At 48.1% G+C, this 12,743-nt stretch carries 11 protein-coding genes; 2 read left to right on the forward strand and 9 right to left on the reverse strand.

Features of this window, described 5'->3' with window-relative positions:
- Nucleotides 1–12: 12 nt before the first annotated feature.
- From KNO99_RS01095 to KNO99_RS01110, 4 genes are all read right to left on the reverse strand, one after another.
- Nucleotides 13–1,110, reverse strand: coding sequence for a glycerate kinase family protein (locus KNO99_RS01095; RefSeq protein WP_214744539.1), 1,098 nt, complete (start codon nucleotides 1,108–1,110; stop codon nucleotides 13–15).
- 65 nt (nucleotides 1,111–1,175) lie between these two features.
- Nucleotides 1,176–1,958 carry a flagellar hook-basal body protein gene (locus KNO99_RS01100; RefSeq protein ID WP_214744541.1) on the reverse strand — a complete coding sequence of 261 codons (783 nt, stop codon included), beginning with the start codon at nucleotides 1,956–1,958 and terminating at the stop codon, nucleotides 1,176–1,178.
- A gap of 11 nt (nucleotides 1,959–1,969) precedes the next feature.
- Nucleotides 1,970–2,743, reverse strand: a complete 774-nt coding sequence (locus KNO99_RS01105; RefSeq protein WP_214744543.1) for a flagellar hook-basal body protein — start codon at nucleotides 2,741–2,743, stop codon at nucleotides 1,970–1,972.
- 98 nt (nucleotides 2,744–2,841) lie between these two features.
- Nucleotides 2,842–4,797 carry a HAMP domain-containing sensor histidine kinase gene (locus KNO99_RS01110; RefSeq protein ID WP_214744545.1) on the reverse strand — a complete coding sequence of 652 codons (1,956 nt, stop codon included), beginning with the start codon at nucleotides 4,795–4,797 and terminating at the stop codon, nucleotides 2,842–2,844.
- 187 nt (nucleotides 4,798–4,984) lie between these two features.
- On the opposite strand from KNO99_RS01110, the gene KNO99_RS01115 reads away from it, so the two are divergent.
- Nucleotides 4,985–6,766, forward strand: coding sequence for a sensor histidine kinase (locus KNO99_RS01115; RefSeq protein WP_214744547.1), 1,782 nt, complete (start codon nucleotides 4,985–4,987; stop codon nucleotides 6,764–6,766).
- A complete protein-coding gene (locus KNO99_RS01120) occupies nucleotides 6,747–7,526 on the forward strand; it encodes a response regulator (protein WP_214744549.1) in 780 nt (259 codons plus the stop codon). Before KNO99_RS01115 ends, KNO99_RS01120 begins: the two co-directional genes overlap by 20 nt.
- Before the next feature lie 40 nt (nucleotides 7,527–7,566).
- Here KNO99_RS01120 and KNO99_RS01125 read toward each other — a convergent pair whose 3' ends face one another.
- The 5 genes from KNO99_RS01125 to KNO99_RS01145 all read right to left on the reverse strand — a co-directional run bounded on the left by KNO99_RS01125 (nucleotide 7,567) and on the right by KNO99_RS01145 (nucleotide 12,721).
- Nucleotides 7,567–8,328, reverse strand: coding sequence for an SDR family oxidoreductase (locus tag KNO99_RS01125; RefSeq protein ID WP_214744551.1), 762 nt, complete (start codon nucleotides 8,326–8,328; stop codon nucleotides 7,567–7,569).
- Between the two features lie 169 nt (nucleotides 8,329–8,497).
- Nucleotides 8,498–9,484, reverse strand: coding sequence for a rod shape-determining protein (gene mreB, locus KNO99_RS01130; RefSeq protein WP_074035900.1), 987 nt, complete (start codon nucleotides 9,482–9,484; stop codon nucleotides 8,498–8,500).
- An 81-nt stretch (nucleotides 9,485–9,565) separates the two neighbouring features.
- The gene (murA, locus tag KNO99_RS01135) at nucleotides 9,566–10,867 is read right to left on the reverse strand and encodes a UDP-N-acetylglucosamine 1-carboxyvinyltransferase (protein ID WP_214744553.1); all 1,302 of its coding nucleotides are present in this window, start codon (nucleotides 10,865–10,867) and stop codon (nucleotides 9,566–9,568) included.
- Between the two features lie 243 nt (nucleotides 10,868–11,110).
- The gene (locus KNO99_RS01140; RefSeq protein WP_074035896.1) at nucleotides 11,111–11,329 is read right to left on the reverse strand and encodes a DUF1146 family protein; all 219 of its coding nucleotides are present in this window, start codon (nucleotides 11,327–11,329) and stop codon (nucleotides 11,111–11,113) included.
- A 201-nt stretch (nucleotides 11,330–11,530) separates the two neighbouring features.
- Nucleotides 11,531–12,721: an EAL and HDOD domain-containing protein gene (locus KNO99_RS01145; RefSeq protein WP_214744555.1), complete on the reverse strand. Its 1,191-nt coding sequence runs from the start codon at nucleotides 12,719–12,721 to the stop codon at nucleotides 11,531–11,533.
- Nucleotides 12,722–12,743 lie beyond the last annotated feature (22 nt).

The raw sequence follows: 12,743 nt of genomic DNA on the forward strand, positions 1-12,743 counted from the left end.
TTTGACGAATCGTCAAAGCGTTTTTTCGAGAACATGACGAACCCGTTGAACCGCATTCGTCAGTAACGGAGCGGCTTCCCATATCGCTTCCTCTAGTGTCATGATGCGGGACACGATTGGAAAGACGGCGACAATCCCCGATTCCTCATGAGCGGTCAAGTCAGATTGCCCGGCGAACACGAGTGTCGGGACCCCATATGTGTGGGCGAGACACGCCAACCCGTAAGGCGCTTTTCCCTCTAAACTTTGCGCATCAAACTTTCCTTCTCCCGTGATGAGCCAATCTGCTCCTTTCACATGGTCTTCGAACTTTGACCAACGGACGACTTCTTCGATGCCACTCATATAGGTCGCCCCAAGTTGCAGGAGCGCGAATCCAATACCGCCTGCCGCACCGGCTCCGTCGAGTGACTTCATATCCTGATCGAAGTGACTCGCATAGTCGTCGAGTAACTGATCGTAGCGAACCACATCATCCGCTGCCAAACCTTTCTGTGGACCGAACACGTGCGCAGCACCTCGTTTTCCCGTCAACGGATTACGTACATCAGAAGCCATCCGCCACTCAACGTCCTTTACTCTCGGGTCGAGTCCTGACCAATCGATAGAAGCGACGTCTGCAAGTTGATGCGGCATCGAGGATACAGCTGCACCGCTCGCATCTAGAAAACGAACACCTAACGCTTCAAGCATCCCTTTCCCACCATCGATTGTCCCGCTTCCTCCCAGTCCGATCGTGATGACCGTCGCTCCCCGGTCTAGTGCATGAACGATTTGCTGTCCGACTCCGATAGAACTATAGCGCCATGGGTCGACGTGAGTGAGAAGCATTAACCCTGTCGTTTCCGCCACTTCCATCACGGCGTGTTTCGTTAATGGCTCAAAACCAAATCGTGTGGGACGCTTCGTCCCATCTAAGCACGTAACGACTTCTTCCACGATGACCGCATCCTCGTGCGTTGCGAGCCACGCATCAAGAAACCCTTCTCCTCCATCTGAAATCGGGATGGTGATGACGTCATGTCCCGGCAAAGCACGACGGACAGCTTGATTCGCTTCCATACTCGACAATGAACCTTTGAATGAATCCATGGCGACCACGATTCGCATCTCGTTGACCTCCCTCTCCATAACTTATACAAAAACCGCCTCTCTCACGGAGAAGCGGTGATATTTTACGGACGTAATGCCGTGACAAGTCCCATCATCTGATCACTCATCGAAAGTGCGCGCGAATTCATTTGATAGGCACGTTGTGTGATGGTCATGTCGGTCATCTCTTTCGTCAAATCCACGTTTGACGACTCGAGTGTCCCTTCCATCAACAAATTCCCTAACGGACGATCGACTTCAGTCTCGAGGTCGGCTGCGAATACGTTATCACCGAGCGGACGCAGTTCAGACGTATTTCGAACTTCCACGATATCGAGTCGTCCAAATTCCTGCTCGACACCGTTCACGCTCGCCAATACTACACCGTCTTGACGAATACGATGCTTCGTCGCCTCGTTCGGCATCGTGATTGCGTTGCCGTCATCTCCGAGAAGCGGGTTTCCGTTCACATCGACGAGTGTCGTCTCATCGCCGACAGACAGCTGCATGTTCCCGCTACGTGTCACCCCGACACCGTTCGGCGTGTCCACGACGAAAAATTGACGGCTCGCCTTCAAGAACACATCAAGTCCTCGGTCTGTCATGCGGACTTGTCCGATATTGAATTGTTGGGTGATATCGGCGACGTGGCCTCCTACCCCGATCCGAATGCCGTTCGGGGTGTCCCGCCCGACTTCGAATTCTGGACGTGGTTGGTTATCATACGCTTGCGATAAGAGTGACGCAAAGTGTCCTTGCTGACGCTTGAAGCCGACCGTATCGACGTTCGCGATGTTATGACCTGTCACATCTAGTTGACGCTGAAGTTGAGACAGCGAGTTGACCGAATTATAAATGGACTGCATGGTGTTCCTCCTTAACGAACGCGAGCGATTTCGATGGCTCGCTCGGCACTTTTATCATACGCTTGGACGACTTTTTGGTTCGCTTCAAATTGACGATACGTCATCATGAGATCGGCCATCGTTTGGTCGAGGTTGACGTTCGCTTCCTCGATGAAGCCCTGCAACACGTCAACTTGTGCCGGTGCCGGCGCATCGCCTGTCACGCGCCAATCATTTCCGACTTGTTCGAGTGTCGTCAAGTCATCGATTTGATAGGCACCGAGTGTCGCCACGTTTTGACCGAGCGACGTGATGACCCCGTCTTTTCCTACTTGAAACTCGCTCGAAGGGAGCTGGATGCGTTCCCCTTCATCAGAAAGTACATATCCACCGTCGGCTGAACGAAGGAATAACGCCTCATCAATCGAGAAGCGACCATTCGTCGAATACAACGTCTCGCCTGCCTGTTCAATCGCAAACATCGGTGCACCTGTAAAATCAGCAGGAGCTTTCAAATAAAGATCTGTCGGACTTCCCGATTCCGTGATACTCCCTGCTGAGAAGCGTGGCATCGTCTCTTGAAGATAGACACCCATTGAAAGGGTGCCGACTTCTCCGTTCACACGCGACTTCCCATTATCGGGATTGCTGACCTGCGCGAGTAACATCTCGGGAAACGAGCGGACCACGCCGTCAGACGCCTTGAAGCCCGGTGTTCTCACATTGCCAAGGTTATTGCTTAAAATTTCTTGTTGGCGCTGAAGGGCATTCATCGCGCCTGCCGCTGTATATAATCCGCGTAGCATTGTCGTCTTCCTTTCGTCCTGTAACATGATTCACTCTTTATATCGTACCAAATGAGCGATGCATTCACCGTTTTTTCAAAAAAAGTTCATCCTATGATTTAGGATGAACGTTCTTCGCTTACATGATCGACCATCGGCAACTCGACAATCATCGTCGTCCCTTCTCCGAGTTGAGAGCGGACATCAATCGTGCCACCATGCAATTGGACGATTTCTTTACAGATGGATAATCCTAATCCGGTGCCGCCAATGCGACGACTTGCTTCGGATTGGGACCGATAAAACTTATCAAAGATTCGACTCGCGTCTTCCTCGGAAAGCCCCAGACCTTCATCTTTGATGGCGATTTGAATCGTGTCTTCTTCACACGTCACATCGACACTCACATCTCCACCATCCGGGGAATACTTGATGGCATTGTTCAGGATGTTCGAGAACACCTGTCGTAGCTGGGCCGGGTCTCCTGCCACAAAGAGCGTTTCATCACAGTCGAAGTGGAAGAGATGGTTCTCTGTCGACCCCGCATGAATCTCAAGTAAGTCGGATAGTAAGTCATATAGACTCTCGACTTTAAACTCAGGCGTTCCCATACCCGCCTCCATTTTTTGAACGTCTAACAGATCGCTTACTAGACGCTCAAGACGTTTCGTCTCACTCGCAATCATCTCCAAGTAGCGCTCTCGTTTCGTCTCATCTAATTGACGACTCTTCAAGAGCTCGGAAAAGCCGAGAATCGATGTGAGCGGTGTCCGCAACTCATGCGATACGGTTGCGACGAGTTCCGTCTTCATTCGATTAATCTCTGTTTCCCGGGTAATATCACGGGATACGAAGATGACACCGACACGCTCGTTCTGCAAGTCGATGGGTTCAGCATACATCCGAATCGTCTTCTGACCGTCTTGCATCGTGTACGTGAACGTCTCATCGAACATCCCTTCTTCTTTCGCACGCTTCGTGAAACGGTTCAGTCCTTCTTTGTCATCAATCTGATTCATGAACATCGGGTAATACATCGCAATCGGATATAAACTCCCTCGTTCAGTTGTTGGAATCGGATGTTCATATAAATCAAAGAGCGCGCTGTTTCCGAATCGTTCATTCGTCTTGAGTTCCGTGTAGACGATTGAGTCGCGCATCGTGTGTAAGATTCGGGCGGTCTTTTCACGCTCTAGGTCGACTTGGTCTTGTTGAGTCCGAAGCGATGTCGCCATCTCATTAAATGCCTTAGACAATTGACCGACCTCATTTTGTAGCGGTTTAATGGGGATGAGGGTCGCGCTCGGATTCGTCGCGAGTCGCTCACTGTTCGTCATGAGCGTCTGCAACTGATTCGTCAGCCGTAAAATATACGGTTGTAAGCCGACGAACAACAAGAAGAGGGCGCCAAGTAAAATCAAGAGCCACATCCATTGGGCTTGAACTAACTGTTTCGAGAGCGCATCGCGTAATTCGCTTTCTTGAAAGTCGAGATCTGCCCGATAGTCGGTAAAGACCGACTCCATATCGACGATGCTTGCACTCATGTCCGCAGCGTTACTTGAGTTGAGCTTAAATCGTGTCTGGGTAGACGTCTCATTTTTCGGCATGAATTGCCCGACCGTACGCATCTGCAGGAATTCTTCATCCACTTCCCCTGCCTGCTTCGCAATCACATATTGTTCAAGCGCGGGCATGACGCGTGTCGTATAAATGGAGAAAAGGAGTCGCGCATCTTCTGCGAACTGCGTTTCTTCCTCATTACTGGCCTGTGTTTCGAACCAGGTCGTTTGCTCATCGATATTCGTTTGAGCCTTACGCACTTCCTCTAACAGGGCATTTTCCCCAAGGAGGACGTGACCGCGTAACTCATACTGCATCGATTGCCACGTTTCAAATAAATCTGTCGCCCGTGCACGTTGCTCACTGATCCGTTCCAATTGAACGGTCGTTTGTTGAATCGATTGTTGCGTATAAAAATAGGTCCCAACCGATGTAAGCGTCACTAAGGCAATCAATATATAAAAAATGGTCATCACTTGTCGACTAATGCGTTGTTCAATCCAACGTTTCATGGAATGCCTTCTTCCTATACTCCTTGAATGTCTCATTTCGTACGGTGAATGACTTTTTCTGTTCAAACAAAAAAAGTTCGGGTACGATGGTGAGACGGAGAGTCACTGCAAAAAATCCATTCACCTATTAGGAAGAATAACGTAGTGTCCTCACAAGAAACTCACAAAGAATGAAGGGAATGTGCGCATGACTCGTAATCGAATGACATTTATCTTCATCCTAGTGATGTTGATCGGAGTCAGCCTCACTTTATTGATACAACACCAGTCAATTAATCCAGCTGTCAACGTAAAACAAGGTGAAGTTTCGCTCCTCTCTTCCTCTGTTCAAGACGAGATTTTACGCCTCGACGGCTCGTGGCGCTATGAATCGGGAATCGTCTCGGAAGTTGACCGACGCTCCTATCGAACCATCCCATTTACGACCCCTTATCGGGAATCCACATATGAAATTGATCTCACATTGCCAACAGGAACATTTGCCTTGCTCATCCCTGCATCGATGTCGTCCTCTACGTTCTTGATTGATGGAACCCCTGTTGATACGACACAAATCGGAAACAACCGCCTATCCAAACAACCTTCCCTCCTCTTACTAAGGGAGGAGTCAAGGCAATTTCGATTGACGCTTCAGCATAAACAAGAGGCAGGAAATTCCTTGCCAATCGAAGAAAGTATATTAATCGGACCGTTACATCAAATTATGACGGCTCAAAATGCATACTCGGGCTACGAATTTTTCATGTTGCTCATTTCCCTGCTGATTGCCATGTTCTATGCCATCGTCTATTTGTTCCATCGAAATGAACGATTGTATGGCTACGGGACAGCGTTCTTCTTGTTGACGAGCCTTTCTCTCATGTCTCGGGACGGGATGTGGATCACGGGAAGTGACAAGTTGACGTTAAGTTTGGCACTGTTAAGCATTATCATGTTGATTGAATTCGCGAGGTGTTTGGAGCGTGTTTCGTTTGATCGTTTTTTAGCGATTGCGAGATATCCGCTTTATGTATTGACTGCTCTAGCCATCGTCCTGCCACACTCCATTTACAGTGTTTTCGAATACTTTGTATGGATGATTGTCTTGTTCATTACGTTCTTTTGGGTCGGCTTGAACATCGGTTGGCTTCTTGAGAAGTACAAGACCACGAATACGCTCGAATTGTTAACATTCACACTTGCCCAAATCATTGGGTATATCGGCATCATGATGTCGACATTCATCGTGTCGCCCAACCAACAACTCTATGCCAACACGTTCACCATCATTTACTTCTTGTTAATGTTTTTATTGTTGCCGATTCACTTGTCTACAGACAAAAAGAAAAAGCAACAAGTCGAAGCGCTGGCCTCACAACATGAGATGTCATTCTTTAACGCTCAAATCAAACCACACTTCCTCTACAATACGTTTGGGAACGTGATTGCGCTTTGCTATACGTCACCGCCCGACGCCGCTCGTCTGCTTAGTCATTTGAGCACGTACGTCCGATTCATTTTTGAAAATGGTCGAACCGACCACGACATATCGATTCGACAAGAAATCGATATGATTGACTCCTACCTCGCCATCGAACAGACTCGGTTCCAAGATTCATTCGAGGTCGTGAAAGAGATTGATGACTCTTTATTAGACTTTATGATTCCGTCGCTTCTGATTCAGCCACTCGTTGAAAATGCCGTTCGTCATGGGCTTTATCGGCATCCAGGACAAAAGCGGATCACGCTTTCCATCCAAGAACAGGATGGGGCGATTGATATCCGTGTTCGTGATACAGGGAGCGGATTTGACACTGGTCAGTCGAACGAATCATCAGGTATTGGAATCTGTAATATCAAACGCCGAATTGAACATCTTCCTGGTGCAACATTTGATTTAACTTCCACTATAAATAGAGGCACTGCCGTTCAATTGCGATTACCAAAACAAGAAAGGACGAATCACATCAATGCGTACGATTTTAATTGAAGATGAACATCATCTTTTAGGCATGATGGAGCGAATTGTAAAAGAAGAGCCATCTCTTGAATGGGTCGGTTCGTTCCAAAGTCCGCTTCAGGCTCTCGATTTTGTTCAAGAACATCCGGTCGACCTCGTCTTCTTAGATATCGAGATGCCTGAAATGACTGGCCTCGAACTTGCGACCTATTTGCCCGAACGGACGCAAGTCGTCTTCACGACCGCTCATCAACAGTATGCGGTCGAAGCGTTTAACTTACATGCGACGCATTACTTGTTGAAACCGATCACGGAGCAAATGATTCACAGCGTCATCCCGCGCATCGTGCAGCGTTATGAATCGATTCAACAAAAAAATCCACATCAATCTTGTCGCATCCAATGCTTTGATCGCTTTTCGGTTCGGACACAGGATGGAAATCTTGTGAAATGGCCGACACAAAAGACAGAAGAAATATTTGCGTTCTTGGTGTATCACCGAAAGCAAGTCGTCAATAAATGGGTGCTTGCGGAGACGTTGTACCCGGATATCGATGAGCCGCAACGTGCCTTACACAACGTATACAATGCCATCTATCGTTTGAAGAAGACGCTAGCGGAACATCAACTAGATATTAAAGTGAAGACAATCAACAACGGTTACTCGATTGAACTCGGTGAATCTTGTGTCTGCGATTATTATGAATGGTTGGATGCAACAAATTCTTCGATTTCTAAGACGGAACTGAAAAATCGATTGTTCGTCGATAAAGACTATACATGGCACTAAGAAAAAGCATCTCGCGCAAAAAGCGAGATGCTTTTGTATATTAACGCCCCGTGAATCCACCATCCACATGAAGATGTTGCCCATTCACCCATGCCCCGTCGCTTCCCATCAAGAAAGCCACGAAACGGGCCGTATCTTCAGGTGTGCCTACCCGATTGTATGGAAATGATGGAAGAAGGTACTGACGAAGCTCATCATCAATCCATCCCGTGTCTGTCGGGCCTGGATCGAGTGCATTCACGGAAATCCCGTACTTCCCTACTCCGTTTGCGAGTGCAGGTGTGATCGCAATCAATGCCCCTTTTGTCGCAATATACGCCAGGTTATTCGCATCAGCCCCACCCGATACTAAAAACAAAATGCGACCGTCTTGATATCCCACTTGCTGATAACGTTCAACAAACGCAAAGGTGAGTCCGAGTGCTCCTTCGTTGTTCACCATATAATGCTGCCTCAATACGTCGGTCGTAAAGTTCTCGGCGTTGACATGTCGCTCATAGGTCGCGTTATGAATCAGTCTGCTTGGAATCCCAAGCTTGGCTTCAATCCGATCAAGTAGTCCAACTTCGTCACCCGATGCTAAGTCATACGCCTCATGCTCCACACGGGCACCCTGCTCGGTCAACTCTTGAACGAATCGATCGATGAAGCCTCTCTCTTCCCCGACTCCGTCGGTCGCGTCAAACGGACTCCAGTGCGTCAAATACAAGTCATGCCCCTCATGTGCGAGTTTTCGTGCGATGGCAGCCCCAATGCCTTGATTGCGACTGACTCCGGTAATGAGTGTAAGTGGTTTGTTCATCATGTCCTCCGATTCGATTTTTAATGTTGTTCAGTCATTTAGTGAATCGGTGCCATCATGATTCCCCTCTCTTCTGTCATTGATTTTATTATATACATATGTAGCCAGTAATCGGCAGTGAATATCTGTCCACACAAAAACAGGCGACCGCGCACGGTCGCCTGTTCGTTTATTTCAATCGATCTAAGTTTTCGAGCATGATCCCTGTACCGTGCGCGACACTGAGCGTCGGCTCCTCAGCCATCATGACTGGGAGCATGACACGCTCGGCGACGAGTTGATCGAGGCCGTGAAGGAGTGATCCCCCACCTGTCATGATGATGCCACGGTCGATGATGTCAGCCGCGAGCTCCGGTGGTGTCTGTTCAAGGACACGTTTCGTCGCTTCAACGATCTCGTTTGCTGACTCGGCCATCGCTTCACGGAGTTCTTCCGACGTAATCGTCACTGTACGTGGCAATCCACGTACCATGTCACGTCCGCGAATGTCCATCGACTCGTTACGTCCACCTGGGAACACCGTCGCAATTTCTTTCTTGATTTGCTCAGCTGTCCGTTCCCCGATGATGAGTTTATGCTTCTCTTTGATGGCACGGAGAATGTCCGTATCGAAACGGTCCCCTGCAATCTTGATTGTTTCACCGCAGACGATATCACCCATCGAGAGGATGGCGACATCTGTCGTCCCCCCACCGATGTCGATGATCATGTGACCGACCGGCTTCCAGATGTCCATGCCCGAACCAACAGCTGCCGCCTTAGGTTCTACGGCGAGGAAGACTTCTTTCGCCCCTGCTTTTTCAGCAGCCTCACGAATTGCTTTCGCTTCGACTGGCGTCACGTTCGCAGGTGTACAAATCAACATGCGAATACCTCCGAAGAAGCCACGGACTTGAATTTTCTCGATGAAGTGACGGAGCATTTCTTCTGTGGTGGCGAAATCGGCGATGACTCCATCACGAAGAGGACGGATCGCCACGATATCACCAGGTGTACGACCAACCATCTCATACGCTTCTGAACCGACTGCTAGCACTTTCCCTGTAGAGCGTTTCATCGCAACGACTGAAGGCTCGTCTAAGACGATTCCTTTCCCTTTTACGTGAATGACAACGTTTGCTGTCCCTAAATCAATCCCGATATCTTTTGAAAACATGATGTATAGGTTCCTCCGTTCATTTCTTCATTGAAAAGAGCGAGAAGAGTCTCTCCTCGCTCTCGAATTCGTGCTCGTTTCTTAGTTCTGAACCATTTCACTCGTAACTTCGACAGTTCCTTGGATGCGCTCGATGTCGGCACCGAGTGCTTGAAGTTTTTTGTGGAAGTCTACGTATCCACGGTCGATATGATATAAATCACCAACGCGTGTCTCTTCTTCTGCGATGAGACCCGCTAGAATAAGTGCTGCTCCGGCGCGAAGGTCTGTTGCAACGACCTCCGCTCCTTGAAGACGAACGCCACCTTTGACGATTGCTGAACGTCCTTCAATCTTGATATCTGCATTCATGCGACGGAATTCTTCCACGTGCATGAAACGATTCTCAAATACAGTTTCTGTAATCACGGATGTGCCGCCTGCTTTCAAGACGAGGGCCATCATTTGTGATTGCATGTCTGTTGGGAAACCAGGGTGTGGCATCGTCTTCACATCGACCGGCTTCAACTCATCCGGCGCTGAGACGCGCATGCCTTCCGCTGTATCTTCGAAGTGTACACCCATCTCTTCCATTTTTGAAATAAGTGGACGAAGGTGTTCACGCTCTGCACCGATGACTTCGATGTCACTTCCTGTGATCGCACCAGCGACGAGGAATGTCCCAGCTTCAATGCGGTCAGGAATGATTGAGTGTTCTGCACCGCGGAGTGTTTCCACACCTTCGATGCGAATCGTTTCTGTACCTGCGCCACGTACGTGTGCGCCCATTCCGTTCAAGAAGTTCGCAAGGTCTACGATTTCAGGCTCTTTCGCGACGTTCTCGATGATTGTTGTGCCTTCTGCAAGCACAGCTGCCATCATGATGTTCTCCGTCGCACCAACAGATGGGAAGTCCAAGTAGATTTTCGCGCCTTGGAGACGACCTTCTACAGAAGCTTCTACGAATCCGTTGCCGATGACCGTCTTCGCACCCATCGCTTCGAATCCTTTTAAGTGGAGGTCAATTGGACGTGAGCCAATTGAGCAACCGCCCGGCATTGCGACACGCGCATGACCGAGACGAGCTAAAAGAGGTCCCATGACGAGGATTGAAGCACGCATCTTCCGAACGTACTCAAGCGGTGCTTCATCTTTGATGTCGCCCGACGCATCGACAGTTACTTCATTCTTCTCTTCATTGAACGACACCTCTGCACCGAGGTGACGAAGTACTTTATTAATCGTGTACACGTCCGCAAGACGTGGTACGTTTTGTAAGATTGACTTTCCTTCGCTAGCTAACAGAGTGGCAACCAATGTTTTGAGTACAGCGTTCTTTGCTCCCTCAACGCGCACAGTACCTGACAGTTTACGTCCTCCACGGACTACAATCAAATCCTTCATATCTCTCTTTGTCCTCCAACTTCATTGTTTTTTTATATAGTGCGTCGATATCCGATTTCGGATGTGATGATGTCGATTATTAGAATGGTTTGCAAAACGTGATGGATTCTTCATTCATAAATAAAAATCGTAATAAATAAATGCGAACGGAATGAAAAAACATCATGTCAGACGAATTTATCCTACATGATAAACATATAGGAGTCGTTACAGCAGGATTACAGTTTGTTAAACATTCTGTGGCTACTGTATAGGTGCGAGCTCTTGTGCCAATCGGATATACTCCAAAAAGAACTGAGCAATCAACGAACCGAAGACGACGGCTACGAGAACGCGCAAGACAGCTGCTTGCGGGCTCCTCACTTGATTAAGCAACTTGTCCCATTTGACGGGTAAGAGTGCCCACCAAGCGACGTAAATCGCTATGACGTAAATCGCTAGCGAAAATACGGTATTGATCATCGACGATTCCCCTCTTTTCTAAAATTCGTACCATTTTTAATCATATCATGTCATGTTAGAGAAAAAAAGACACAGTGTCTCAAGCTTCGAGCGGTTTTAGACCATTCGACCAACTCACTTTCTCCACAAGCACACCAAAAGGGACGTCATCCGCAGTAAGGCCTTACTACAGTAATTGACGCCCCTCACATATTTCAAACATTATTCACTCGATTCGTCAAGGTTACGGGACCATCGAATCGCTTCAAGGTAGTATTGAGTCCAATTTGAATCTATGTTATGAATAGGGATTGTCAACCGCTCATAAGCGATGACATCCTCGAGCAACACCCGCAATTCGTTCGGTTCTCCGAGTAGCGCCGCTTTCACGGAAGGGGCTACAGGAAGCTCTGCAATCAACGTCTGCATCGCCTCATCCAGAATGACATCGAGCGATGAGAAGATTCCTGTAATAAAGGCATCAAATGAATTGACGCCACTATTTGTATTCTCCGCAATCAACTCCATCATCTTCCCTCGAATGACGCTTTGTTTAATTAATTCCTTTGATTCAGACATCTGCATCTCGCGAAGTAACATTAGATAGGACCAACGTTTTAATTCATCTAACCCGATTCGGGCAACGGCTTGTTCGATGGACTGGATTGTGCGACGACCTTTTTGATACACCGTATTGACGGAACGAAGCATTTTATACGATAAGTCGACACTCCGTTCGATTTGTGCTGAAATACGACGGAAACTAGGTTCTGGGCGATCCAGTTCTTTCAACACCTCAATGAGCGTATGACGCAGTGGGTGGACTTCTGCCCCGTGTATGACAATCGGTCGGCTAAAGAAATAACCTTGGAACATCTTATATCCTAATCGTTTCGCAATCTCATACTCTGCCGGCGTCTCGATTTTTTCCGCTAAAAATTCGACCCGATGTCCGAGAGCATCGATTAACTTTTGTTGCTGCTCAACCGGTGTAGCTTGGTAATCAATCTTGATGATGTCAGCTAATCCGATAAAAGGACGATACTTTTCTTCAAACACAAAGTCATCCAGTGCAATCGTGTATCCCTGGCGTCTGAGCGACCGAAGAGACTGCAACACTTTCTCGGTCGGCTCAACGTGCTCAAGTACTTCTACGACGAGGGATTGACGAGGTAACAATGATGGCACCTCTCCTTCAATCAACGTTTGTGGAAAGTTGATGAACGCTCTCGTCCCTTCGGTTAACTCCCGAAAATTAAAAACGAGATAGGCGTTATGAATCACGTCAGCCGTTGCTAACGAATCATCGACATTTTCAAAAATATTATTTTCGCTGCGGCGATACAACAGTTCGTAGCCGCAAACGCGTAATTGTTGGTCAAAAATCGGTTGTCGCGCAACGTAAACTTTCATTTCCTACTCTCCTTTACGATCA

Origin of the sequence: Exiguobacterium sp. s189, assembly GCF_018617615.1 — a bacterium.
GTDB classification, from domain to species: Bacteria; Bacillota; Bacilli; order Exiguobacteriales; family Exiguobacteriaceae; genus Exiguobacterium; species Exiguobacterium aestuarii_A.

Excerpts from the sequence above, each read along its gene's own strand:
- KNO99_RS01100 (WP_214744541.1), bottom strand. The coding sequence starts at position 1,958 with ATGCAGTCCATTTATAATTCGGTCAACTCGCTGTCTCAACTTCAGCGT.
- KNO99_RS01140 (WP_074035896.1), bottom strand. The coding sequence starts at position 11,329 with ATGATCAATACCGTATTTTCGCTAGCGATTTACGTCATAGCGATTTAC.
- murA (WP_214744553.1), bottom strand. The coding sequence starts at position 10,867 with ATGAAGGATTTGATTGTAGTCCGTGGAGGACGTAAACTGTCAGGTACT.
- KNO99_RS01105 (WP_214744543.1), bottom strand. The coding sequence starts at position 2,743 with ATGCTACGCGGATTATATACAGCGGCAGGCGCGATGAATGCCCTTCAG.
- KNO99_RS01095 (WP_214744539.1), bottom strand. The coding sequence starts at position 1,110 with ATGCGAATCGTGGTCGCCATGGATTCATTCAAAGGTTCATTGTCGAGT.
- KNO99_RS01115 (WP_214744547.1), top strand. The coding sequence starts at position 4,985 with ATGACTCGTAATCGAATGACATTTATCTTCATCCTAGTGATGTTGATC.
- mreB (WP_074035900.1), bottom strand. The coding sequence starts at position 9,484 with ATGTTTTCAAAAGATATCGGGATTGATTTAGGGACAGCAAACGTTGTC.
- KNO99_RS01125 (WP_214744551.1), bottom strand. The coding sequence starts at position 8,328 with ATGAACAAACCACTTACACTCATTACCGGAGTCAGTCGCAATCAAGGC.
- KNO99_RS01110 (WP_214744545.1), bottom strand. The coding sequence starts at position 4,797 with ATGAAACGTTGGATTGAACAACGCATTAGTCGACAAGTGATGACCATT.
- KNO99_RS01120 (WP_214744549.1), top strand. The coding sequence starts at position 6,747 with ATGCGTACGATTTTAATTGAAGATGAACATCATCTTTTAGGCATGATG.
- KNO99_RS01145 (WP_214744555.1), bottom strand. The coding sequence starts at position 12,721 with ATGAAAGTTTACGTTGCGCGACAACCGATTTTTGACCAACAATTACGC.